24 protein-coding genes and 1 riboswitch are annotated in these 25,255 nt (G+C 45.0%); all 24 genes read left to right on the top strand.

Annotation, left to right across the window (positions count from 1 at the left end; all coding sequences use genetic code 11):
- The first annotated feature begins 96 nt into the window (after positions 1-96).
- The 24 genes from DESDI_RS05665 to guaA all read left to right on the top strand — a co-directional run bounded on the left by DESDI_RS05665 (position 97) and on the right by guaA (position 25,163).
- Positions 97-2,262, top strand: coding sequence for a Tex family protein (locus DESDI_RS05665; RefSeq protein ID WP_015261682.1), 2,166 nt, complete (start codon positions 97-99; stop codon positions 2,260-2,262).
- Positions 2,263-2,376: 114 nt separating this feature from the next.
- Positions 2,377-3,546 carry an amidohydrolase gene (locus DESDI_RS05670; RefSeq protein WP_015261683.1) on the top strand — a complete coding sequence of 390 codons (1,170 nt, stop codon included), beginning with the start codon at positions 2,377-2,379 and terminating at the stop codon, positions 3,544-3,546.
- 22 nt (positions 3,547-3,568) lie between these two features.
- The gene (tsaE, locus tag DESDI_RS05675; protein WP_015261684.1) at positions 3,569-4,048 is read left to right on the top strand and encodes a tRNA (adenosine(37)-N6)-threonylcarbamoyltransferase complex ATPase subunit type 1 TsaE; all 480 of its coding nucleotides are present in this window, start codon (positions 3,569-3,571) and stop codon (positions 4,046-4,048) included.
- Positions 4,045-4,761 carry a tRNA (adenosine(37)-N6)-threonylcarbamoyltransferase complex dimerization subunit type 1 TsaB gene (tsaB, locus tag DESDI_RS05680; protein WP_015261685.1) on the top strand — a complete coding sequence of 239 codons (717 nt, stop codon included), beginning with the start codon at positions 4,045-4,047 and terminating at the stop codon, positions 4,759-4,761. Before tsaE ends, tsaB begins: the two co-directional genes overlap by 4 nt.
- Positions 4,758-5,210, top strand: a complete 453-nt coding sequence (gene rimI / locus DESDI_RS05685) for a ribosomal protein S18-alanine N-acetyltransferase (RefSeq protein ID WP_015261686.1) — start codon at positions 4,758-4,760, stop codon at positions 5,208-5,210. Before tsaB ends, rimI begins: the two co-directional genes overlap by 4 nt.
- A 24-nt stretch (positions 5,211-5,234) precedes the next feature.
- A complete protein-coding gene (gene tsaD, locus DESDI_RS05690) occupies positions 5,235-6,254 on the top strand; it encodes a tRNA (adenosine(37)-N6)-threonylcarbamoyltransferase complex transferase subunit TsaD (protein ID WP_015261687.1) in 1,020 nt (339 codons plus the stop codon).
- 71 nt (positions 6,255-6,325) lie between these two features.
- Entirely contained in the window at positions 6,326-6,880 is a 555-nt protein-coding gene (locus DESDI_RS05695; protein WP_015261688.1) for an AEC family transporter, read from the top strand.
- A 463-nt stretch (positions 6,881-7,343) separates the two neighbouring features.
- Positions 7,344-8,270, top strand: a complete 927-nt coding sequence (locus DESDI_RS05700; RefSeq protein ID WP_015261689.1) for a LysO family transporter — start codon at positions 7,344-7,346, stop codon at positions 8,268-8,270.
- Positions 8,271-8,360: 90 nt separating this feature from the next.
- Positions 8,361-8,936 carry a 5-formyltetrahydrofolate cyclo-ligase gene (locus DESDI_RS05705; protein ID WP_015261690.1) on the top strand — a complete coding sequence of 192 codons (576 nt, stop codon included), beginning with the start codon at positions 8,361-8,363 and terminating at the stop codon, positions 8,934-8,936.
- A gap of 43 nt (positions 8,937-8,979) precedes the next feature.
- Positions 8,980-9,462: an NADH-quinone oxidoreductase subunit NuoE gene (nuoE, locus tag DESDI_RS05710; protein ID WP_015261691.1), complete on the top strand. Its 483-nt coding sequence runs from the start codon at positions 8,980-8,982 to the stop codon at positions 9,460-9,462.
- A gap of 11 nt (positions 9,463-9,473) precedes the next feature.
- Positions 9,474-11,267, top strand: a complete 1,794-nt coding sequence (nuoF, locus tag DESDI_RS05715; RefSeq protein WP_015261692.1) for an NADH-quinone oxidoreductase subunit NuoF — start codon at positions 9,474-9,476, stop codon at positions 11,265-11,267.
- Positions 11,268-11,284: 17 nt separating this feature from the next.
- Entirely contained in the window at positions 11,285-13,969 is a 2,685-nt protein-coding gene (gene fdhF / locus DESDI_RS17560) for a formate dehydrogenase subunit alpha (protein ID WP_015261693.1), read from the top strand.
- Positions 13,970-14,182: 213 nt separating this feature from the next.
- Positions 14,183-14,797: a molybdenum cofactor guanylyltransferase gene (mobA, locus tag DESDI_RS05730; RefSeq protein ID WP_015261694.1), complete on the top strand. Its 615-nt coding sequence runs from the start codon at positions 14,183-14,185 to the stop codon at positions 14,795-14,797.
- A 147-nt stretch (positions 14,798-14,944) separates the two neighbouring features.
- A riboswitch (molybdenum cofactor riboswitch) is annotated at positions 14,945-15,071 on the top strand.
- An 87-nt stretch (positions 15,072-15,158) separates the two neighbouring features.
- Positions 15,159-16,130, top strand: coding sequence for a GTP 3',8-cyclase MoaA (gene moaA / locus DESDI_RS05735; protein WP_041219768.1), 972 nt, complete (start codon positions 15,159-15,161; stop codon positions 16,128-16,130).
- A 2-nt stretch (positions 16,131-16,132) separates the two neighbouring features.
- Positions 16,133-16,618 (top strand): cyclic pyranopterin monophosphate synthase MoaC, encoded by a 486-nt coding sequence (moaC, locus tag DESDI_RS05740; protein ID WP_015261696.1) that lies wholly within the window; start codon positions 16,133-16,135, stop codon positions 16,616-16,618.
- A gap of 36 nt (positions 16,619-16,654) precedes the next feature.
- On the top strand, positions 16,655-17,095 hold the full coding sequence (locus DESDI_RS05745) for an MOSC domain-containing protein (RefSeq protein WP_015261697.1): 441 nt from the start codon (positions 16,655-16,657) through the stop codon (positions 17,093-17,095).
- Positions 17,089-17,586: a MogA/MoaB family molybdenum cofactor biosynthesis protein gene (locus tag DESDI_RS05750; protein WP_015261698.1), complete on the top strand. Its 498-nt coding sequence runs from the start codon at positions 17,089-17,091 to the stop codon at positions 17,584-17,586. Before DESDI_RS05745 ends, DESDI_RS05750 begins: the two co-directional genes overlap by 7 nt.
- A 129-nt stretch (positions 17,587-17,715) precedes the next feature.
- Complete coding sequence (locus DESDI_RS05755) at positions 17,716-18,537, top strand: NYN domain-containing protein (protein WP_015261699.1); 822 nt, start codon at positions 17,716-17,718, stop codon at positions 18,535-18,537.
- 348 nt (positions 18,538-18,885) lie between these two features.
- Positions 18,886-19,170 (top strand): co-chaperone GroES, encoded by a 285-nt coding sequence (gene groES, locus DESDI_RS05760; protein ID WP_015261700.1) that lies wholly within the window; start codon positions 18,886-18,888, stop codon positions 19,168-19,170.
- 99 nt (positions 19,171-19,269) lie between these two features.
- Positions 19,270-20,910 carry a chaperonin GroEL gene (groL, locus tag DESDI_RS05765; RefSeq protein ID WP_015261701.1) on the top strand — a complete coding sequence of 547 codons (1,641 nt, stop codon included), beginning with the start codon at positions 19,270-19,272 and terminating at the stop codon, positions 20,908-20,910.
- A gap of 433 nt (positions 20,911-21,343) precedes the next feature.
- Positions 21,344-21,883 (top strand): DUF3231 family protein, encoded by a 540-nt coding sequence (locus DESDI_RS05770; protein WP_015261702.1) that lies wholly within the window; start codon positions 21,344-21,346, stop codon positions 21,881-21,883.
- A gap of 317 nt (positions 21,884-22,200) precedes the next feature.
- Positions 22,201-22,863 carry a hypothetical protein gene (locus tag DESDI_RS05775; protein ID WP_015261703.1) on the top strand — a complete coding sequence of 221 codons (663 nt, stop codon included), beginning with the start codon at positions 22,201-22,203 and terminating at the stop codon, positions 22,861-22,863.
- A 189-nt stretch (positions 22,864-23,052) separates the two neighbouring features.
- Positions 23,053-23,598 carry a hypoxanthine phosphoribosyltransferase gene (gene hpt, locus DESDI_RS05780; RefSeq protein WP_015261704.1) on the top strand — a complete coding sequence of 182 codons (546 nt, stop codon included), beginning with the start codon at positions 23,053-23,055 and terminating at the stop codon, positions 23,596-23,598.
- Positions 23,599-23,630: 32 nt separating this feature from the next.
- A complete protein-coding gene (gene guaA / locus DESDI_RS05785) occupies positions 23,631-25,163 on the top strand; it encodes a glutamine-hydrolyzing GMP synthase (RefSeq protein ID WP_015261705.1) in 1,533 nt (510 codons plus the stop codon).
- The last annotated feature ends 92 nt before the right edge of the window (positions 25,164-25,255 follow it).

The following is a 25,255-nucleotide window of genomic DNA, read 5'->3' on the forward strand; positions in this document are numbered from 1 at the left end:
AATAGGGTCTGTTTTTTGCTTTTCCCATCTTTCTTTAGCTTTTTGGAGAAAGAATGATATAATAGAAAATTGAGAACGATCAGGAGGGATTATCCTTTGGAATTTTCAAAAATCATCGCGCAAGAACTTGGTATTCGAACCCATCAAATCAACGAGGCGATTCAACTCTTAGATGCAGGAAATACGATCCCCTTTATCGCCCGTTATCGTAAAGAAGCAACTGGGGAGTTGGACGAAAATGTCCTGCGGAGCATTGTGGAACGCTTGGAATATTTAAGAAATTTAGAACATCGCAAGAGTGAAGTTTTGCGTTTGATTGAAGAACAAGGAAAGCTAACAGATGAGTTGACCGCTCAGATAACCAAGGCAACTATTCTTCAAGAAGTGGAAGATATTTACCGCCCCTATAAGCAAAAACGTCGGACGCGGGCAACGGTGGCAAGGGAAAAGGGATTAGAACCCTTGGCGCTGTGGGTTATAGAGCAATATCCTAAAGCCCAACCGTTAGAAGAAGCTCAGAAATATATCAATGAGGAACTCGGAGTAGAAACTTCTGAAGAGGCAATTGACGGTGCCTCGGATATTATCGCGGAAATGATTTCCGATGATGCCACGATGCGCAAAAGGGTACGGGAAGCAACGTTTCGCCTTGGTGATATGGTAGCTTCTGCGAAAAAAGCTGAAGAACGCTCAGCCTATGAGATGTATTACGATTATCGAGAGCCTGTGAAAAAGCTACCTCCTCATCGCATCCTTGCTCTGAACCGTGGCGAGAAGGAAGAACTTCTCAGTGTAAAAGTGGAAGTTCCTGCAGAGCGCATTCTACTCTTAATTGAACAGGTCTTTGTGAAGCAAGGGCCTGCAGCGGAAATCGTGCGTTCAGCAGCAGAGGATTCCTATAAACGCTTAATAGCACCTTCTATTGAGCGAGAAATTCGCTCTTCTCTAAGCGAAAAGGCAGAAGAACAAGCGATCAAGGTCTTTGCCGGGAATTTACGGCAACTCTTACTACAACCTCCGGTGCGTGGGAAAGTGGTACTGGGGTTAGACCCGGGTTTCCGGACCGGTTGCAAATATGCTGTAGTCGATGACACAGGTAAGCTCTTTCACGTAGGGGTAATTTATCCACATCCTCCCCAAAATAAGCGGGAAGAAGCTAAAGATATTCTTAGAAAGACGATGGAAAAATACCAGGTGGATGTGATCGCCATCGGTAATGGTACAGCCTCTCGGGAAACTGAGGAAGTAACAGCAGAGTTACTCCGTGAAAGTGGCATGGCGGCCGAGTACATAATCGTCAGTGAAGCGGGTGCTTCAGTGTATTCTGCCTCTAAGCTAGCAGGAGAAGAGTTCCCGGATTTTGATCTCTCCTTGCGTAGCGCAGTCTCCATAGCTCGGCGTCTGCAGGATCCTTTAGCTGAGCTGGTTAAAATTGAACCCAAGGCTGTAGGAGTCGGACAATATCAGCATGATGTTCAACCCAAGCGTCTAGAAGAGTCCTTGCATGGAGTGGTGGAATCGGCTGTTAATGCTGTTGGTGTCGATCTAAACACCGCCTCACCCTCCCTTCTTCAATATATAGCAGGTCTTAAACCGACCATTGCTAAAAATATTGTGGCATACCGAGAGAATCACGGGAAATTCCAAAAACGGGATCAGCTAAAGAAGGTACCTCGCCTTGGTGAACAGACTTATGTGCAGTGTGCTGGATTTATTCGTATCCCAGAAGGAACTAATCCTCTGGAAAACACACCAGTGCATCCTGAGTCCTACGAGCTTGCCCGAAATATTTTGCATAAAGCAGGTTTTACCATCGAGGATCTCAAAGAACGTCCTAATGAAGTTCGCCTAGGGATTGCCCAACTAAGTCCAGAAGAATGTGCTCAAGAATTTAGTGCAGGGGTTCCTACAGTCAAAGATATTCTGGCCGCTCTCCAGCGACCTGGCCGGGATCCACGGGAGGATTTACCAAAACCTAAATTGCGTCAAGACGTTACCCATCTTGAAGATTTGCAAACCGGCATGATCATGGAAGGAACCGTCAGAAATATCGTAGATTTTGGAGCCTTTATTGATATCGGAGTTAAACATGATGGTTTAGTGCATATCTCTCAGATCAGTGAAAAATTTATTAAACATCCTATGGAAGTGCTTTCTGTCGGAGATATTGTCAAAGTCCGTGTTTTAGGCATCGACTCTGGGCGAGAGCGAGTGAGCCTCTCTATGCGAGAAATACCTAAAGATGCTCTGGTCACTATCTAGCAGAGCTCCTTCGGAAACAAGTACACTAACCTTGTAAAGCCGAAGTTCCGGTGTGAGTGAAGTTGCACGACCCGAAATAATTCCCAATGAGAATAAAGATTTTCGGAGGTAAGTATGAACGTAAACACAAGCCTTTTTATTCATAATGGTCGCATCAAGACCATGAAAGGCCAAGAATTTATAGGAAGCATCCTAGTGGAAGGTACTCGGATTAAGGCCATGGGCGAGGAGTTAGTTGCTCCTGAAGGCGCAAAAGTTATTGAAGCTGAAGGTAAACTGGTTCTACCTGGTTTTATTGACGCTCATTGCCATGTAGGCCTTGGTGAGGAGATTTACCAGCACGAGGGAGATGACCTCAACGAGATGACAGAGCCTGTAACTCCAGAATTGCGTGCAATTGATGGTATTAATCCTGAAGATGAAGGATTTCGCGATGCACGTTTAGGAGGGGTTACAACGGTGTTTTCCACTCCGGGTAGCGGCAATGTGATCGGAGGAACCGGTGTCGTGCTGAAAACTGCCGGCAAGGTCGTAGATAAGATGGTTTTGCGAGAACCTGCAGGTTTGAAGGTGGCTTTTGGCGAGAACCCCAAAGCGGTTTATGGAGCAGAGCAAAAGAAAATGCCCATGACTCGTATGGCAACAGCATCTCTGCTACGTCAAGCTTTAGTCGATGCTGAAACCTATCTGGAGAAATTAGAACAAGGTATAGAGGATCCGGAAAAGTTCCCGGAACGAGATCTAGGAATGGAAAGCATGATTCGCGTCATTAAGCGGGAAATTCCCCTGCGCGCACATGCACATCGTGCGGATGATATCATGACGGCTATCCGTATTGCTCAAGAATTTAATGTGGATTTAATCATAGAGCATTGCACAGAGGGCCATAAGATTGCGGATGTGCTTGCTGAATATGGCTATCCTGCTGTTGTCGGTCCTGTACTTGTCAATCGGGCCAAGGTGGAATTAAAGGATAAATCCTTTGAGACCCCTGGGATTCTTACCCGGGCTGGAGTCAAGGTGGCCATTATCACTGACCACTCTGTTACCCCCATTGAACAACTACCGCTCTGTGCAGCTCTTGTTGCTCGAGCCGGGATGGATGAAGAAGAGGCCTTAAAGGCAATTACCATTAATCCGGCAGAAATCTTGGGTGTGGATGACCGGGTTGGCTCCCTTGAAGTGGGTAAAGATGCCGACATCGTGCTTTGGAGTGAACACCCCTTTGTCTTAAAAGCACGACCGGAAACCGTCATTATTAACGGTCAAGTGATAACCGACTAGCCGACAGGTAAGGAGGTTCGAAATGAATCTAGTGGTCCAAAGTCTAAATGCAGAGAATACCCACTTCTTAGGAGTAAAGCTTGGTAAACTGCTACAAGGTGGGGATGTAATCTGCCTCATGGGTGATTTGGGTGCGGGTAAAACTGCTTTAGCTAAAGGAATTGGCTCAGCTTTGGCTATTCAAGAACCTATGACCAGCCCGACCTTTACCTTTCAAAACGAATATGCGGGGGTTGCGCACTCTCAGCCTATTCGTTTAATCCACATGGATCTATATCGGCTGCGTTATCCCGAAGAGGTGGAGATCATCGGGGTTGAGGATGCATTCCAAGAAGATGCTATTTGTCTGATTGAATGGCCGGAGATTGCCGCAGATATCTTGCCGAAGGATTGCTTGGAAATTCGTATTGAAGGATCAGGCGAGGAACCGCGCAACATCAGCTTCCGGTCCAACACAGATGACTGGGAGAGACGCCTAAAGGAATTCGAGGAGGTCTCATGAAATATCTTACCATTGATACTACCACCAAAGTTACGGCTTTAGCTTTGGCTGAAGACGGTCATTTGGTGGCGGAAGGTTTTTTGCATTCAACCAAAAATCATTCCGAACGCCTGATCCCAGTCTTGGATCAGGTTCTAAAAGCCTCGACTTGGAAACTTCAGGATTTGGATTTTATTGGTGTAGTACGGGGACCAGGCTCATTTACTGGTATACGTATTGGGATTGCCACAGCTCAAGGGTTAGCACAAGTATTAAAGGTACCTTTAGTTGGAGTGCTTTCATTAGATTCCTTAGCTTGGGCTGGGCATAGCCGCAAGGAAGCCATTATACCTATCTTAGATGCTCGTAAGAATGAATGGTATACAGCCCAGTACTACTGGTCCGAGGCAGAGCTAAAGCCAGTGCGCACTAGGGAACCCTTTGCCATTGAGCCGGAGCGTTGGCTCGAAGAATTGGCGGCACAGAATCATCATTTTATTTTTGTGGGCGATGCCGTTCTGCGCTACGGGGAAAATATAAAGGACTATTTAGGTGAGCGAGCTGTTCTCTTGCCTGACTACTTAGGCCTGCCTCGAGGGGGGTATACGGCCCGATGTGTATGGAATGCATGGGAGAATAATCAGCAACATGGGCTGGTAGAACCTTATTACATTCGACTATCTGAAGCCGAGATGAACTGGGCTAAGAAAGAGAAGGCAGGTCTGGGGAAATGATTATTCGTCCCATGCAAGAAAAGGACTTGCCAAGGATTATGGAAATCGAGCAAGCATGCTTTCCCGTCCCTTGGGCGCCTCAGTCCTTTGTTGGAGAGTTGAGGGATAATGAATATGCCCGCTATTTTTGCCTAGAATACGAGGAAAAGGTTATTGGCTATATGGGGCTATGGTTCATACTTGAAGAGGGCCATATCACTAATGTCGCCATTGCCCCTGAGTATAGAGGGAAAAGACGGGGGGAATTCCTCATGCGTTCTGTGATCGATTTTATGGTTAGAGAAGGCATGGAGCGGATGACCCTTGAAGTTCGTGCTACAAATGCTAGTGCTCAAAGACTCTATGAACGATTAGGCTTTGCGACTGCGGGGGTGCGCAAAGGATATTACTCGGATAATCGAGAAGACGCTTTAATTATGTGGCTTGATATTGCTAATGATTATCGATAGTGCAACCACCGGGAGGTCGTGCCAGTGAATGATAAGGATATTAATATATTAGGGATAGAGACAAGCTGTGATGAGACCTCAGCTGCGGTGCTCCAAAATGGTCGAGATCTGCTCAGCCATGTGATCTCGTCCCAAATTAAAACCCATCAGAAATATGGTGGAGTTGTACCGGAAGTTGCTTCTCGGGAACATATTCTCCATCTGCAAGGGGTAGTGGAGCAGGCTTTAGATGAGGCAAATATGGATTTTGCCGATTTGTCCGCAATTGCTGTGACCTATGGGCCAGGGCTCGTGGGCTCTCTTTTAGTGGGGGTAGCTGGAGCGAAGGCCATGGCCTATGCTGCAGGGATACCTTTGTTGAGAATTAATCATTTAGAAGGTCATATCTATGCCAACTTCCTCCACAATCCGGAGCTAGAGTTCCCGTTGCTGGCTCTTCTCGTCTCTGGGGGTCATTCTCACTTGGTGTATTTCGAAGGGCATGGGAAGTATCAAGTCCTGGGGCATACACGGGATGATGCCGCTGGGGAAGCTTTAGATAAGGTGGCTCGGACCTTGGGACTGGGTTATCCGGGTGGTCCCTATATTCAAAAGGCTGCTTTAGAAGGGAATCCACATGCTTTTGAATTTCCAAGAGCTATGTTGGAACCCAGGAGTTTGGATTTTAGTTTTAGCGGGGTTAAGTCTGCGGTCCTTAACACCTTAAATTCGGCAAGAATGAAGGGAGAAACAGTCAAGGTCGAAGACGTAGCTGCTTCCTTTCAAGAAGCTATCGTCGATGTACTGGTGCGCAAAACCCTTTTGGCGTTAGATAAAACTAAGGCTCCGACGCTAGTCCTTGCAGGAGGAGTGGCTGCAAATTCTTTACTAAGGGAGCGGTTGACAGAGGAGAGCCAAAAACGCGGAATTGCATTTCATTATCCTCCACCGATTCTCTGCACGGATAATGGAGCGATGATCGCCACAGCTGGGTATTATCGTTATTTGGCTAAGGATTACGCTCCTTGGGATTTAAATGCTATACCGGGATTGGCTCTTGTTTAGCAATAAATTGGAATGGATGTCTCAAAAATGACATCCATTCCTGTGCATTTCAAGGTATTTACAATCGGTAGATGAAGAAGGAAACACTATATGATTATCTTTGCACTTGCGATTTTTTTCTTTCGGGCTATTTATTTAAAAGATATTTTTCCTATTCGGAGGACCAGGCAGGACAGGTCTTATCACGTATCGTGCTCTATATAACGCTTCCGGCAACCATATTTTATTCAGCAAGCGGAACTAAAGCAGTATCACAGTCGTTTTTGTTCCCTTTCGTTGCCATCTTAATCCAGTTAGCTATGTATGGGATTTTTCGGTCGCTAGCTCCGAGATTCAAACTGGAAAAAGATACGGAATGCATCTTTGTCTCAACCCCTTTGAACAGCAATATTATGTTGTTTCTGAGTCTGTTTTTCTACCTTTCTTATGGCGATCCGGGGTTAACGCGTCTCATTCTTTACGATATTGGTAATTCATTCACGATTTTTATGATTATGCAGCCACTTTATCGGTTTGCTAATCAGGGGAAGAATAATTTCTTGGCCGGTATTAAAATGGTTTTCCGTTCCGTACCTATTTGGGCGTTTTTCCTCGGAATTACCTTTTCTTACTTTGGATTAGTCTAAAATACCTTAAAAGCCCTTAAGAATCAGTGAATCTTAAGGGCTTTTAGGTATTTTCAGGATAAAAAATAATGGTTTTTTGAGTAGATAAACTTTAGTATAACAAGAAAAGGGAATTTAAAATAGGTTGAAGTAGTCATTACGTAATAGGCCATTCGGGAAGTAGACTCTTTGGGGGGATAATATGTTCTGTGGATAGTTGTTTTGTGGATAATGTGGATAACTTTGTGAGTAACTGATATTAGCGGATTGAGGAGTTTCAAGGATTTGAGGATAAATTGGGGAACTTTACCCACAGGTCCTGTGGATAGTGTGGATAAGTTGGGAAGCCGAGCAATTTAACGGGGATGAGGATGGGGATAACTTTCCAAGAGTGGTAATAGAACAAATACCTTTTCTTTTTCCTGCTGTTCGATATAAAATGAAAACGTGCGTTATTGAATTTTCATAAGAATGGAGAACAACTATGTGGGTATTGTTTGCATGCCTTATCCTTGGAGCGGTGATGGGGTGGTTCCGCGCGTTGCCGAAAATCTTCCTTGATCAGGCGGGAAAAGGAATGATGTTTGGGGTTCTGATCCTTTTATTAACCATGGGTCTACGCATTGGTGTAGACAGAAATACCCTTTCCCAATTGGGGAACTTTGGGTTTCAGGCCTTTATCTTTGCAGTCGCTGCAATTCTAGGCAGTGTGGTGACAGTACAATTGCTTGAGAAGTTATTTATCGGGAAGTCTCCTCTGCTTCCCGAATACGATACTATGGAGGTTAGTGCTACAGAGACAGCTCATCCACACCGGATGACTGGTGCAATAATGGGGGCGTTTGCCCTAGGAATTCTATGGGGCATGACCTTTTTTCCCGAAACGTGGGCGAATACTTTACCTTTGATTACGGATCTTGCCCTTGATTTTACCCTCGTCATGGTTGGGATTGATTTGGGAATGAATCGTGAGATTTGGAAACATATGATCAAAGTTGGTTGGCAGGTGTTCTTAGCACCCTTTGGTGTAGTGCTGGGGAGTATTATTGCGGCCATGGCGGTTGGCCTATGCTTCGGCTGGGATTTTCGAGAAGGTGGGGCAGTCGGAGCCGGGTTTGGGTGGTATAGTTTATCAGGAGTTCTGATTTCTGATCTCCATTCGGTTTCTTTGGGAACAATCGCATTTTTAAGCAATATTTTTAGAGAAGTCTTAGCAATTATTTTTGCTCCTTTTTTGGCAAAGAAGCTAGGTCCTCTCGCACTGGTAGCTCCCAGTGGTGCTACGGCAATGGATTCGACTTTACCTGTACTGGTTGCCGTCGGTCCGAAGGGGATTGGAATCGTGGCCATAATCAGCGGACTTTCTTTATCCCTTCTTGTTCCTGTCTTAGTTCCCCTAGTTTTAGGATAAAATCAATGATAGTAGGAGGAATACTCTAAAATATGCCGAACTCAATTAATAGTCTGACATTTAATCATTAGTGATTTGGGGGATTATAGAGTGGCTGAAGCTAAAAGATTACTTCGCGAAAAGGTTCTATCCCTTCGCGCAGCAATGAATCGGGATGAGCGGACTATGTATAGCCAGAAGATTCAGGGTTTGGTGACTCAGACCCCTGAGTTTTTAGAAGCCAACACAATCATGCTCTTTCTGAATTTTCGCGATGAGATTGAGACTACTGAATTGACTCAGCAAGTACTTGATTTGGGGAAGCGCCTAGTTCTGCCTCGTTGTGCCCCAAAAGGAATGCTTATTCTATCCCAGATCCGTGATTTGGAAAAGGATATTGAACCGGGAAGGTGGGGGATTCGTGAACCGAAATTAGAAGGTCTCACACGTGTTCTTCCTGAAGAAATTGATTGTATAGTTGTCCCTGGAGTAGCCTTTGATAGACAAGGGAATCGCTTAGGCTATGGTGGGGGGTATTATGATCGTTTATTTGAACGTGTAAGAGAAACAACACCTAAGATAGCACTCGCTTTTCACTGCCAGATTGTCGAAAGTATCCCGGTTGAGGTTTACGATAAAAAGATAGATGCTTTAATCACGGAACGGGGTATCATGCGTTTTGATTAACGCTTTGTTTTTTGGAAAAAAGGAAAAGGGGAGGAAAATAATAGTGTGTCAGGAGTGCAAGGAGCTTATCGATCCAAAAGAAGAAAAATTGGATGGTATTATCGCTCGCTTTAAGCATGGGAAAGGGGCGCTAATTCCCGTACTGCAGGAAGCACAAGAACTATATGGATACTTACCTGAGCATGTTATCAAACGTATAAGTAGGGGCTTGCGTATTCCTATTGCCAAAGTGTACGGTGTAGTCACCTTTTATGCTCAGTTTCGACTTGCCCCTATGGGGCGCAATGTCATCAGTGTTTGTCTCGGTACGGCTTGTCATGTTCGTGGAGGAGCCAAGGTTCTCGAGGCTATTGAGAAAACAACGAAGATCAAAGACGGACAGACGTCAGCCGATGGACAATATACTCTGGAAATTGTCAACTGTATTGGAGCCTGTGGTTTAGCTCCTGTAATGTCCATTAATGGCAATGTACATGGTCGACTAAATCCGGAGCAAATCCCGGGAATCCTGGCAGAGTATAAGTAGGAGGAATAGGGATGAACAGTGAAGCTAGAAAGCAAGTTTTTGTCTGTGCAGGAACAGGCTGTGTGGCCTCGGGAGCTAATAAAATTATCGACTTACTCCAGGCGGAGATTGCAAGGCAAGGAATGACAGAACGTGTCGATGTAATAGCCACCGGCTGTCATGGTTTTTGTGAACAAGGTCCGACCTTATTCATCGAACCTGAGAAAAAGTTCTATCGCCACATCCAAGCGGAAGATGTGCGTGAGATTGTTGAGAAAGATTTGGCTCAAGATCAAAAGGTAGAGCGACTTCTATATAAGGAACCACTAACAGGCGAGCTGGCAGTCACCTATGGGGATATTAACTTTTTTGCCAAGCAGAGCCGCATAGCGCTTAAAAATTGTGGATTTATTGATCCCAACAAAATCGAGGATTATTTGGCACAGGGTGGATTCGAAGGCTTAAAGAAAGCTTTGCAACTGACGCCAGATGAGGTTATAGAGGAAGTGAAGGCATCAGGTCTACGGGGACGCGGCGGCGCCGGGTTTCCCACAGGTCTGAAATGGAGCTTGTGCCGAACTAACCCCGGTGATAAGAAGTATGTAATCTGCAATGCCGATGAAGGTGATCCGGGAGCTTTCATGGATCGCGGTCTTCTCGAAGGAGATCCGCAATCGGTTATTGAGGGCATGCTGATCGGAGCTTACGCGATCGGTGCCGATGAAGGATATGTGTATTGCCGTGCTGAGTACCCCTTAGCGATTAGAAATTTTCAGATTGCCATCGCTCAAGCTACGGAAGCAGGTTTTTTGGGTGATAATATCCTTGGTTCGGAATTTAGCTTCCACCTGAAAATCTACGCGGGGGCCGGGGCGTTTGTCTGCGGTGAGGAAACGGCTTTGATGGCCTCTATCGAAGGAAAAAGAGGAATGCCTAGGGTCCGTCCACCCTTTCCGGCTCAAAGCGGTTTATGGGGTAAACCAACGAATATCAATAACGTAGAGACTTGGTCGAACATCCCTCATATTTTGAGGAATGGTTCCCCTTGGTATGCTCAGTACGGAACTGAAAAGAGTAAAGGAACTAAGATTTTCGCTTTGACAGGGAAAGTCAATAACACCGGCTTAGTAGAAGTTCCCATGGGCATGCCCCTTAGGGAGATTATCTTTGATATCGGCGGCGGGGTCGCTGACGGTAAGCAGTTTAAGGCTGTGCAAATCGGTGGCCCCTCCGGTAGCTGCCTGCCTGCAGAGTTGCTGGACTTGCCTGTCGACTATGACACTTTAGCTCAAGCTGGTGCTATGGTCGGTTCCGGTGGTCTGGTCGTGATGGATGAGACTACCTGTATGGTGGATATTGCTAAATTTTTCGTGAACTTCTCCCAAGAGGAGTCTTGCGGCAAATGTACACCCTGTCGTGAGGGCAATAAACGAATGTGGGAGATGCTTGATCGGATTTCTCGTGGTGAGGGGAAGATGGCAGATCTGGACAAGCTGGAGCAGCTGGCGCGCACCATTAAGGAGACTTCTCTTTGTGGTTTAGGACAGAATGCACCTAATCCCGTCCTTGCCGCCTTAAAATACTTCCGCGAAGAGTTTGTCGAGCATATCGAAGCTAAAAAATGTCGAGCGGGAGCCTGTAGTAATCTCCTGTCCTATTCGATTGATCCCGAGAAATGCAAGAAATGTAGTCTCTGTGCCAAGAATTGTCCGGTGAACTGTATCACCGGGAATAAGAATACCCCCTATGTTATTGATGGGGATAAATGTATCAGTTGCGGAAGCTGTATGGATTCCTGTAAATTTGGCGCGGTCCTCCGGGCCTAAAAGAAGGGGTGGATTTGGTGGAATGGCTTAATTTAACCATTGATGAAAAAGAAGTTGTAGTGCCCAAAGGAAGCACAGTTTTAGAAGCATGCCGAATGCACGATATCCCGGTTCCGACCCTTTGTCAGGACCCGGAACTTACCAATGCAGGGGCCTGCCGTCTTTGTATTGTCGAGATCGCAGGCATGCGTAATCTGCCCCCGTCCTGTGTTACTCAGGTGACCCAAGGAATGGTTGTCAAAACACAGACCCCAAAAGTGCGCAATTCCCGCAAGGTGATTCTAGAGCTCTTAGTCGCGAACCACCCCTTGGATTGCATGACCTGTCAGAAGATGGGAGACTGTTCCCTTGCTGAATATGCTTATGAATATGGGGTAACCGGCGAGGATTACCGAGGGGATCGACGTGAACTTCCCCTTGATGATAGCAATCCCTTTATTCTCAGAGATCCGAATAAATGTATCCTCTGCGGCAAATGTGTGCGGGCCTGCGAAGAGATTCAGGGACGTAGCGTGTTAGATTTCTTTAAACGGGGCTTTGATTCTCAGGTGGGACCGGCCTTTGATGTTCCTTACAGTGAGTCGGAATGCGTTTTCTGCGGTTCTTGTGTTTCTGTCTGTCCTGTAGGAGCCTTGGTGGAGAAAAAGATGGTTGGCCAGGGTCGGGCTTGGAACATCGAAAAAGTCCAGACCACCTGTCCTTTCTGTGGTACAGGCTGCAACTTTGATTTGAATGTCAGCAATGGCCAAGTAATTGGGGTAACCTCCAATCCTGAGGCACCAGTGAATGGTAAAGCTCTCTGCGTCAAAGGACGTTTTGGGATGGACTTGATTCACAGTCCTGAGCGTTTAACGACCCCACTGATCAAAAAAGATGGAGACTTCGTCCCGGCCAGCTGGGATGAAGCTCTTGGTTTAATCGCTGACAAGTTCACAGAGATCAAAGGTCAATACGGACCGGATTCTATAGCTGCCCTTAGTTCAGCTCGTTGTACCAATGAAGAAAATTACCTGATGCAAAAATTTATGCGCGCGGTGATCGGCACCAATAACGTCGATCACTGCGCCCGTACCTGACACGCTCCCACTGTGGCAGGTCTTGCCACTTCATTTGGCTCAGGAGCGATGACTAATTCCATTAATGAAATACCTAATGCCCAAGTCATGTTTGTCATCGGTTCGAATACCACAGAAGCCCATCCAATCATTGGAACTAAGATGAAGCAAGCTCTGGCTAGGGGAGCCAAGCTTATTGTTGCTGATCCCCGGGAGATTGAACTGGCCGAGGATGCCCATGTGTGGTTGAGGTTAAAGCCGGGCACGGATATTGCCCTGATCAACGGGATAATGAATATCATACTGGAGAACGGCTGGGAGGACCGTGCCTTTATCGAGGAGCGGACCGAAGGTTATGCAGAACTCTTGGAAAATCTTAAAGCTTTTTCGCCGGAAGAAGTTAGCAAAATCACTGGGGTTCCGATCGAGCTGATGACTGAGGCTGCTCGCCTCTACACAAGTGTAGACCGTGCTCAAATATTCTACACCTTGGGTATTACAGAGCATGTTTACGGCACGGATAATGTGATGTCCTTGGCCAATTTAGCGATGCTGACAGGCAATATAGGGAAGGAAAGCTCCGGCGTCAACCCTCTGCGTGGGCAGAACAATGTGCAGGGAGCCTGTGACATGGGGGCATTACCCAACGTATACACAGGTTATCAGAACGTTGCCAACGATGCCGTACGAGCTAAGTTTGAAGAGGCTTGGGGAGTTACTCTTAACCCCAATCCGGGCTTTATGATTCCTGATATGTTAGATTCACAGGAATTGAGAGCAATGTATGTAATGGGTGAAGACCCTGTGCTTACCGATGCCGATGCCAATCACGTGCGTAAAAGTCTGGAGACTCTAGATTTTCTGGTTGTTCAAAACATCTTTATGTCGGAGACCGCCAAACTGGCCGATGTAATTCTGCCCGGAGCCAGCTTTGCAGAAAAGGATGGTACCTTTACGAATACCGAGCGACGGGTGCAAAGGGTTAACCAAGCAATTAAGCCTATCGCCAATGCGAGGGCTGATTGGGAGATTATTTGCGAATTGGCCACGCGGATGGGCTATCCGATGGCTTACCAGACTCCGGCGGAGATCATGCTAGAGATTGCCGCGCTGACCCCGGCATTTGCCGGAATCACTTATGAGCGTCTAGGCAATCAGGGTCTGCAATGGCCCGTTCCCCATGCTGAGCATCTGGGAACGAAGTTCCTGCATGAAGGGAAGTTTACTCGCGGCAAAGGCTTGTTCATGGCGATTGAACATCAGCTGCCGGATGAACTGCCTGATGAAGAGTATCCATTCCTGCTGACCACGGGCCGCAAACTGCAACATTACAATATCTCCACCCGTTTCTCGGCAGCGCTGGATGAACACGCGCCAGAGGAATTGGCGGAACTGAATCCTAAGGATGCTAAACGATTGGGTATCCAAGACGGTGAGAAAGTTAAAGTAGTTTCCCGCCGCGGCGAGGTAGTGACTAAGGTCTGGGTAACCAAACGAGTCCCACCAGGAGTTCTCTTTATGACCCTGCATTACAAGGAGTCACCAACGAATGTCTTGACTAATGGGGCGTATGATAAAGTAACAAAGACCTATGAGTATAAAGTCTGTGGTGTGCGGGTGGAACCACTTATGCAACCTGCACAATAAGTGAAGCTTAGTTGACTTATTGCGTAATGGATAACACGGCTATGCTTGCAAAACAAGCCAGATTTCTAAGTTCAACGGAGTGGATAAGTAGAGAGAGTGCCAAGCTATGTAAAACGTGCATACTTAGGCACTCTCTCTTTATAAAATGGGCCTATCTGTGCTAAAATAGTGAAAGAAGTTTAATTCATTGATAGATACAAGGGAGAATGATAGATGGGTGCTATTGTCAGTCAAACCCTTCTGCCCATGACTGGAATCATCTTAGCAGGTGGGAAAAGTTCTCGCATGGGCTGTAATAAGGCCTTTATCGAATGGGATGGTGTGCCACTGATTGAGAGAAGTCTGGCTATATTTCACAGGGTTTTTTCGGAAGTTGTCATTAGCAGTAATCATCCGGAGTTATACGCTAACTATGATGTGCAAGTGATTAAAGATAACTATCCTAATCAAGGCCCCTTGGGAGGGTTAGAAGCTTGCCTGAGAGTAGCTCACTATGATTACACATTTTTTGCAGCCTGTGATATGCCCTTATTGAACTCAGATGTTATTCGTTTTATGGCCGAGGAAATTGACGGTAAGGATATCTTAGCCCCCGAGATCGCTGGAGGATTTTATCCTCTCCATGCTTATTACCATAAAAGTTGTCTGACCGTCTTTGAGAAACAGCTGCTTGCTCATCGCTTAAGCCTGAGGGATATTTTTCGTTTATGTAGTGTTCACTATCTAACTGAAGAGGATTTTAAAGATTTTCCAGAGATTCAACGTTATTTAAGTAGTGTCAATACACCTCAAGAGTGTTTAGCACTGCGAAAACAGCAATTGCAATGAAATGATACGATTCTGAGCATTATTCACTGGAGTAGGGTGTTCTAATGGCTTTTCATAAGTGGCAAAATGGTGTATACTGAATATATAAAAAAATGTAGTAAAGATGCAGAGACTATCTTGACAAGAGTTGTATTATTACTTAACTAAATACGTTTTATGCTCCGAAGCTGGCGGCCTAATGTTTTACGATGGTTGTCCAGACAGTGTGAAAGCACCGGGTATGACTGGAAACGGCCATGCCTCCCATTTGGAAAGGAGTCTGTAGGGAATGCGGGAAAGCTCCGCGGTTTTACAGACCGTGGAGCTTTTTTTGATTACTCTAGGGTAGAAAGTAAGTAAGAGGCAAAGGATGGGAAAATCTATGCAAGATCAATATCAACGAAAGATTGAATATTTGAGAATTTCCATTACTGACCGGTGCAATCTACGCTGTCAATATTGCATGCCAGCAGAAGGAGTCCAATGGATTCCCCACGATTCCATATTGACCTTTGAGGAGATTTTACGCGTCATGCAGATCAGCACTTCGCTGGGATTCAAACGGTTTCGCATCACAGGGGGAGAGCCTCTAGTGCGGGCGGGAGTTCTCGAGTTTTTACAGAAAGCATCGCAGATCCCTGGAGTAGAGGATTTGATGATTACGACCAATGGTCTGCTTCTTCCGGAGATGGCTGGGGATTTAAAAAAGGCCGGAGTGAGCAGAGTCAATATTAGTCTAGATACCTTTCATCCCGAAAAATTTAAAGAAATAACTCGTGGAGGGGATGTCAAAAAAGTTATAGAAGGCATTCATCGCTCCTTAGAGGTTGGTCTTCATCCCGTAAAACTTAATGTGGTGGTAGTTCGCGATTTAAATACCCATGAGCTACCACGTTTTATGGAATTGGCTCGGGATTATCCGCTCCATGTGCGTTTTATTGAGCTCATGCCTATTGGAGTTAGCTCGGATAAGCGTAACGAATTTGTTTCTATTGATGAGATGAAAGAGCGCCTTGGTTTAGAGGGGCTAAAACCGACTCATGATATTCGAGGCGGTGGTCCTGCAGAATATATTACTTCTGATGGTTTTAAAGGCAGCATTGGCTTTATCAGCGCTCTAAGCAAGCATTTTTGTAATACCTGCAATCGGGTCCGTTTAACTCCCGATGGTAAGTTGCGTTTGTGCCTGCATAGCGCGAAAGAATTAGATTTCCGCTCATTGTTGAGATCCAACAAGAGCGATGAAGAAGTCAAACAAGCTTTGGCAGAAGCTATTTGGCATAAGCCGGCTGAACATCACATGAACGATGAAGCCTGGCAAGGTCAGCGGATTATGTCCCAGATTGGAGGATAATTATGGAGTTAACGCATTTTGATGAAGAAGGAAGAGCTAGGATGGTCGATGTCTCTGATAAGTCGGAGACCATGCGGGTAGCTACTGCTCGAGGTAAGGTAGAAATGCAACCCGAAACCTTAGAGAGGATTCGCTCAGGTCAGATTGCCAAAGGCGATGTCCTAGCGGTCGCACAGGTTGCGGGAATTATGGCAGCTAAGCAAACCTCTCAGCTTATTCCTATGTGCCACCCCTTAGCTATTACTGGAGCAAAACTAAACTTTGAGATTGTCCCCCCCGGGACCATCGAAATCGAAGGAATTGTCAAGGTTACCGGAAAAACAGGGGTCGAGATGGAAGCGCTTACGGCCGTTAGTGTAGCAGCTTTGACCATCTATGACATGTGCAAGGCTATCGACAAAACGATGGTCATCGGAGAGATTCGTCTTATGGAGAAGACCGGGGGCAAGAGTGGGCATTTTGTCCGTAAGGAAGAGATTGACGGTTAATATAAATTATCGAACAAAGATTTGGAGGAAATGAAAATGGCAAAAATTATTGCAGTATGCACTAGCGAGAAAAAAGGAATGCGGAAGAAGAATGTGGGCGAAGGGGTACTCAAAGTTAATTTTGGGATTGAAGGAGATGCTCACGGTGGAGATTGGCACCGTCAAGTGAGCTTATTGGCTATGGAAAGCATTAAGAAAATGCAAGATATGGGACTTGATGTAGGGCCGGGGGATTTTGCTGAAAACTTAACCACAGAGGGGATTGACTTGGTCAGCTTGCCCATTGGCACAAAAGTCAAGATTGGCGATACTAGTGTAGGGGAAGTGACTCAGATCGGGAAAGAATGCCATACTCGATGTGCTATATACTATCAAGCAGGAGACTGTGTCATGCCTAAGGAAGGAATATTCATCCGCGTTTTGGAAGGCGGACCTATTAGCGTCGGAGATGCTATTGAGGTAATGGAGCAATGCTAAGAGTAGGGATCATTACTGCTAGTGATAAAGGCTCGCAAGGACAAAGAGTGGATCTTTCTGGAGCTGTACTGAAAGATCTCGTCAAAGAGATTGACGGAGAAGCGGTTCTTTATACCATCGTGCCAGATGATCAAGAGATTTTGGCACAGACCATGAAAAAGTGGGTGGATGTGGATGGATTAGATCTTATTCTAACTACTGGGGGAACAGGTTTCTCACCTCGTGATGTTACTCCAGAAGCCACCCTTTCTATCGCTGATCGCATGGTTCCCGGGATTGCTGAAGTAATGCGATATGAAAGCTATAAGATCACTCCCAAAGCGATGTTAAGTCGGGCTGTTGCAGTCTTGCGTAAAAAAACTTTAATCATCAATATGCCAGGTTCTCCTAAAGCAGTTAAAGAGTGTTGGGTAGCCCTTGTACCTGCTTTGCCTCATGGGATCCAAATTCTAAAAGGAGAGGCTAGCGAGTGCGCAACTCCTTCCCATTAATAAGATTGAATTATCACGCATAAGAAAAAAGCAATTGATGCAATCTAAATAAATGTTTGTGCTTGTCACTCCTGTCCTAATCCTGCGTACGCTATAGTAAGCAAAAGTGGAAACGGGGGTGATTTTGTTTTGAAGGCTATTGCTTTTGTTGATTATGAAAATATATGGACTGGACTCTTTAATCAAGGGTATGAATTAACTCCTGAAATTCTCATGGAATCCCTCCAACTTTATGTTAAAAATAATAACTATATACTATCGGCTATTTATCTTTATGCTAACTTTGATCGCGAGGAATTCTGGCGGGCTCAGACTTCCTTTGAAAAAATTAATATATATACACGTCATGTTTATGGTAAGAACAGTTTTTCTAATACGTTGCTACGGCGAAATGCAGCGGATGTCGAACTCATTCTGGAAGCCCAAGAAATCCTGCTGACTCGCACCTCTGCCTTTGATGTAATCCTCCTAATGACTGGGGATGGTGATTTTTTACCTTTGGTCCGAAAAATCAAAGCCTGGGGAAAAGAGGTAAAGGTCATTGGTGCCCATGGAAACATGCATCACAATCTCCAAACGTTTAGTGATTCTGGGGATTTTTTTACTGAGACTCTTACCGAAGAAAAACGCTTCAAATATAATGCCGAGGAAGATCTTGTACAAGGAATTTTGATTCTAGCAAACCTTCAGTTAAGCATGACGTATATCGCTTCTACCAAAGCGCGGACCGCCTTATCAGAGCACTTAGGAGCAACTACGTCACAGGTGAAAGAATTGATTCGTCATGTCTTAAAAGAGGGAATTCTTCTTGAACGAGAATATGCCGACTCAAATTTAAAAATAGGAAAAACAAAGATATATCTTTTAAATCTTGAACACAGCCTTGTTCAAAATGTTATAGGTTCCTCCTTGTTAGAGATACGCAAACGCTATGAGAAGCTAAGTGTTTAAATTCATCGTGGTAAACATGAAGAGGATACTCGAATGCTAAATCGGGTGTTCTCTCTTTTTATATTTTTTACCAAATTTATGAATAAATCCCCCGGGGTCTGGTCAATATACTCTTTAGTGATTGCAAGCCGAAGGGAAGAGATTCAGTCAATTTCAGATCAGGGCAATAAGGGGTAGATAATGCGAGGGAAATGGAGATTTTCAAGCATAAATCTAGGAAAAACGCTTCTGGCAGGATTTGATTTCTTCATCAACCTTGCATATTATTATAGTATGATGTTAGCACTCAATAGGAATGAGTGCTAACAATTACAAAAATATTTAGTTCTTAAGGAGGGACTTTCTTCAATGAACATTAAACCTCTAGCAGACCGGGTAGTCATCAAAGCACTCCCCATGGAAGAAAAAACAAAAAGCGGGATCATCATGCCAGACACGGCTAAGGAAAAGCCTCAAGAAGGTGAAATCGTCGCAGTAGGACCTGGTAGAGTGGAAAAAGGAGAGCGCATTGCCTTAGATGTTAAAGTCGGTGATCGCGTTATTTATTCCAAATATGCCGGTACTGAAGTTAAGTATGACGGTCAAGAGTATCTCATTCTTAAAGAAAATGACATCTTAGCGGTAATTGGCTAACCTATATCTTGTTACTCACTTATGGACTGAAATAGTAAATGCTTACTTATAACTGACTTTATCGACTTATTTATTCAAATTGTTAGGAGGAACTTTAAAGTGGCAAAACAAATCATTTTTAATGAAGAAGCTCGCCATGCCTTAGAGCGTGGTGTCAATGCTTTGGCTGAAGCTGTTCGTATCACACTCGGACCTAAAGGCCGCAATGTTGTATTAGATAAAAAATTTGGTGCGCCCCTAATTACCAATGACGGTGTAACCATCGCTCGGGAAATCGAGTTAGAAGATTCTTTTGAAAATATGGGAGCACAACTTGTCAAAGAAGTTGCGACCAAAACCAATGATGTTGCTGGGGACGGAACCACCACGGCGACTGTTTTAGCTCAAGCCATCATTCGTGAAGGACTGAAAAATGTAGCGGCTGGTGCAAATCCCATGGGGATTAAGCGCGGGATTGAGCAAGCTGTTGAATCTATCGTCAATGATATTAAAACCAATGCTAAGCCAATCGAAAGCAAAGAAGCTATTGCGCAAGTTGCTTCTATCTCTGCCGGGGATAACACAATCGGTGCTCTTATCTCCGACGCTATGGAGAAGGTCGGCAAAGACGGCGTAATCACAGTAGAAGAAGCCAAAGGAATGACCACAGAATTGCAAGTTGTTGAAGGTATGCAATTTGACCGTGGCTATATCTCCGCATACATGATTACAGATACTGACAAGATGGAAGCTATTTTAAATGATCCTTTCATCTTAATCACCGATAAAAAGATTGGCGCCATTGCCGATATTCTCCCCGTTCTTGAGAAAGTCGTTCAAGCTGGCCGTCAATTAGTGATTATTGCAGAAGATATCGAAGGTGAAGCATTAGCAACCCTCGTACTGAATAAACTTCGCGGTACCTTTACCTGCGTTGCCGTAAAAGCGCCTGGTTTCGGTGATCGCCGCAAAGCAATGCTAGAAGATATCGCCGTTCTTACTGGCGGTACAGTTATCACCGAAGATCTTGGGTTGAAATTGGAAAACACCACCGTCGAAATGTTGGGACGTGCTCGCCAAGTTCGTGTTACGAAAGAAGAAACTACAATTGTTGAAGGAACTGGTTCCCAAGACAATATTAAAGGGCGAGTGGAAGCCCTTAAAAAACAAATCGATGAAACTACTTCTGATTTCGATCGAGAAAAACTTCAAGAACGTCTGGCTAAATTAGCTGGTGGCGTTGCAGTAATCCAAGTCGGTGCTGCTACTGAAGTTGAAATGAAAGAAAAGAAACTCCGCATTGAAGATGCTTTAGCTGCTACACGCGCCGCAGTTGAAGAAGGAATCGTCTCTGGCGGCGGTACTGCTTTAGTGGATGCGGCTCAAGCTCTGGACAGCTTCCAATTGGTAGGAGATGAAAAGACCGGTGTCGCCATCGTTCGTCGAGCCCTTGAGGAACCTCTCCGTCAAATAGCTAACAATGCAGGTTTCGAAGGTTCGATTGTCGTTGAGAAAGTTCGCAATGCCGGACGTGGCGTTGGCTTCAACGCACTTACCGAGGAATATGAGGATATGATTGCGGCCGGAATCGTTGATCCTGCGAAGGTAACACGTTCTGCTCTGCAAAACGCTGCTTCCATAGCGGCTATGCTCCTGACCACAGAGTGCCTGATTTCTGATATCCCATCCAAAGATAACGGCGCTGCTATGGCTGGTATGGGTGGCATGGGCGGAATGGGTGGAATGGGCGGCATGATGTAGTCCATTTTCCAATAGAAATATCCATACCCTAGACAGGTATGGACAAGATTAGAGGCTTCTTATGAGTTCGCTGAACTTGTGGGAGGCCTCTTTTTAATAGTTTTGATGGTATCCACGTAAACAAGTCTTATAGTTTTGCGTCCCAAAAAGTGCACTTTTAAGGTTTATATATCATGTGAAAACCCTATAGATAAACCTAATTAAAGCTGCAATAAATCGCATGATTGCTGGCAGAGGAGAAGCTACCAAAGTGTTGCAATACAAGTTGTTTCACCTCCTCGAATCAATAAGGATAATGCCTAATATAGAGTATTCAAACATGTCCAAGAATGTGATAGCCTATTTCACCATATATCGAATTTCCTTTAAGAGAATAAAATATATAATTTTGTACATTAATAGCTATGGAAAGCTATTTCAAGGAGGAATACTCATGACTGTAATGGACAAAGTTCAATCCGCTGCTCGTGCTACCGTACAAGGCATGATAGATCGAGAACCAGTTAACTATCTTGAGGGTGGAGCAATTTACGGAATAATCTCCCAAGGGCGACATAATCTATGTACCCTGGAGATTATGTATAACCACGCCCAAGATTCTGAACTGAAAGAACGCATTGTAGAAGCTATGGAAAAACTTACTAGACCCTTAATCGAAGAGTGCGAAGGACTCTTGAAAGAATGCAATGCGGAGGTGCCTCAATTCCACTTCACCAATCACCAATTACAAAAGGGAAATCTGAATATTCCTGAGGATGCTCGAATGAACGATATGGAAATTGCGGCCGCAGTCGGGACAATGGCCAAAGCGGCTCAGGTCAATATCCTAGCAGCTCTACAGAATTCCTATCAATTGCATATCGGAATGATGTTTCGCAGATTCCTGGATGAAAGCTTAGATTGGAACTATCGTCTCTTGCAATTGATGATTAATCGAGGTTGGTTACCTCATGTTGCAAAAATAACGCATTGAAATAATTAAGTAATGGCACAAAGGGAATTTGCACACGTTGCCAATTCCGATGATAGGTTGACTTATGATGAATCAATTAGTTGCTTAAAATAAAAGCAGGAGGGTTATGACATCTGCAAACCCTCCTGCTTTTACGTTTCTATTTTGCTACCCCCAAGACCTCATTAATAAATGATTGAGCAGATTTATGGATACTTTTTACGGATTTAACGAACTTATCCGCGGACTTATACTATTAAAGAGTAAAAATTTCCATGGAATAGGGCAACCTGGAACCACATAAAGTGTGATAAGAACTCCGCCAGGGGGGCCAGCATATGAAGAAAAGAGGAATACTGTTACTCATCTTAATCAGCACCGTGTTCATCGGGGGTATCGTGGGGAAACTTTTATGGAAACCCGACCCAATAGAATTGCTAACACACGGCCTAGAAGAATTGACTCAGGCGACCTCTTTTCGCTACGCGATGATCCAACATCAAATGGTAGAAGGAAAAGATCGCATACTCAATGAAATCATAGGAGAAAAGGACGGTGAGAACACTCGAATCTCAGGGGAGATCGTGGGCACAGATGTGGAGATGATACTAACGACTGAAGGGCTCTATATGAAGGACCCCTTTACGAAACGGTGGATTCGTTATCCAAGTGTCCCGGCTGCCCATGAAGTCTTTCTGGCGGAGCTCAATCCATTAGCATCGTTGCAATTTAAGGAGTACGGTGAGGTGGTGCTGCAGGGCCAAGAAAAACTCGACGATCTCAAGACTTGGGTGATCAAATTCAACCCCACAGTTCAGAATCAAGCGATGGAGAATGGATGGACTGACTTTTCCTATATTGTGTTTATAGGTAAAAGAGATCAACTGATTCACCGGGTAGTCATTGAAGCGAAAAGCAAAACCGATAGTCAGATGATGTCCTTAACAATGAATTTTAAAGATTACGGCGAAAAGATCAATATCTCCGTACCCATTCAGTAATGTATCGTTTCGAAGTACAATAGATTATTACCAAGAGGCTTTCAGAACTTCTGAGGAGCCTCTTGCGTTTTCTTCCGAATTTTAGGCCTTGATGAATGGAAAACGTTCGATTTTTGTTTGACTACTTTAGCAATACTCTGATATAATTTTATGTCTAGAATGTTTTTTATCTGTGGAGGTGTTTATAGGGTGGAAGAGAAAATAGGCAAAATTTTATTATGCCGTGAGGAGATTCAAAAACGTGTTGCTGAGCTGGGTGAAGAAATTACCCGTGACTATAAAGGAAAGAATTTGCTAGTTGTAGCGATTCTTAAAGGGGCAGTCCCCTTCATGGCAGATCTAATTCGAGAAATCAAAACTCCTTTGAAGTATGATTTTATGGCTGTTTCCAGTTATGGAGCTTCGACTCATTCTTCTGGTGTAGTGAGAATCATGAAGGATTTGGAGCGGAGTGTCGAGGATGTACATATTTTAATCGTCGAAGATATTATCGACACGGGGCTAACCTTAAAATATTTGAAGGAAAACTTAGTGGCAAGGAATCCTCTTAGTATAAAGGTTGCTACTTTACTGGACAAGCCTGACCGACGTAAGGCAGATGTTGTGCCGGAGTATAATGGCTTTACAATACCCGATGAATTTGTAGTTGGTTATGGTCTCGATTTTGATGAACAGTATCGTAATTTGCCTTATGTGGGGATACTAAAACCGGAAGCCTATTTATCTGAAGGTTAAAAAAGAGGTTGATGTGGGAGGCAGGCAAAAGGATGGCTCAAGAGCTCGTATTGGTACTTGATTTTGGTGGTCAATATAATCAACTCATTGCACGACGTGTCCGGGAAGCCCATGTGTACTCAGAAATGATTTCATATAAAACTCCCGTAGAAGAGATTAAGGCGAGGAACCCGAAAGGCATTATTTTTTCTGGAGGACCGGCTAGTGTCAATCAAGAAGGCGCTCCTGTAGTGGATAAGGCCATTTACCAATTGGGAATTCCGATCTTCGGGATTTGTTATGGTATGCAGCTCATGACCGCACAACTGGGGGGTAAGGTTATCCATCCTGAAGCCAGTGAATATGGCAAAGCGCTACTTTATGTAGATCAAGCCAGCGGTTTGTGGGAAGGTTTAGAGGGAGAGCGGCAATGCTGGATGAGCCATGGAGATTCGGTAGCAGAGCTGCCGGAAGGCTTTGCAATAGCTGCCCATACCCATCATACCCCAGTCGCTGCAATGATGGATGAGAAACGCCACTTCTATGGAGTTCAGTTTCATCCTGAAGTCAAGCATACTCCTGATGGGCAAACCATGTTAAAGCACTTCTTATTTGATATCTGTGGATGCCATGGAGATTGGACCATGGAATCCTTTATTGATGCTCAAGTCAAAGCAATCCGGGAGAAGGTGGGAGAGCGTCAGGTGCTCTGCGCCCTGAGCGGCGGAGTGGACTCTTCCGTGGCTGCCGTCCTTGTTCATAAGGCCATCGGAGACCAACTGACTTGTGTCTTCGTCGATCATGGGTTCATGCGCAAGAATGAGCCTGAACAGGTTAAGAAAATATTCGCTGAGCAATTCCATCTCAACCTGATTTGCGTAGACGCCAAGGAACGTTTTATGGCTAAGGTTGGCGGAGTTTCTGATCCGGAAACCAAGCGGATTGGCATCGGCAATGAATTTATTCGCCTGTTTGAAGATGAAGCTCGCAAGATAGGTGAGATTGATTTCTTAGTACAAGGCACACTTTATCCGGATATCGTGGAGAGTGGAACCGATACGGCGGAGACCATTAAAAGTCACCACAATGTGGGCGGACTTCCCGAAGATATGCAGTTTCAGCTGATCGAACCTTTGAACATGCTCTTTAAGGATGAAGTTCGAGAAGTAGGAGCTGAACTAGGAATTCCTGATGAAATCGTTTGGCGGCAGCCCTTCCCGGGACCGGGGTTGGCAATCCGGATTCTTGGCGAAATCACGGTGGAAAAGTTAGATATTCTCCGAGAAGCGGATGCCATTATCGTCGAAGAGATTCGCAACGCAGGACTTTATAAAGAGGTTTGGCAATCCTTTGCTGTACTTCCTACTATTAAAAGCGTCGGCGTAATGGGAGATGGACGGACCTATGAGTATCCTATCGTCGTCCGTGCGGTGTCCAGTGAGGATGCCATGACTGCCGACTGGGCAAGACTGCCTTATGACCTCCTAGAGAAAATATCTACGCGCATCGTCAACGAAGTGAAGGGTGTCAACCGGATAGTGTATGACATAACCTCCAAGCCCCCTGGCACGATTGAGTGGGAATGATTTGTAGGACAGTAAAAAGCTAGTAACTATGCGGTTTTTCGGACTTTCAAACGCTCCCGTGGCAACGTTTTGGCAACACTAATTGTATTATT

The organism is Desulfitobacterium dichloroeliminans LMG P-21439, from assembly GCF_000243135.2.
Classification (GTDB): domain Bacteria; phylum Bacillota; class Desulfitobacteriia; order Desulfitobacteriales; family Desulfitobacteriaceae; genus Desulfitobacterium; species Desulfitobacterium dichloroeliminans.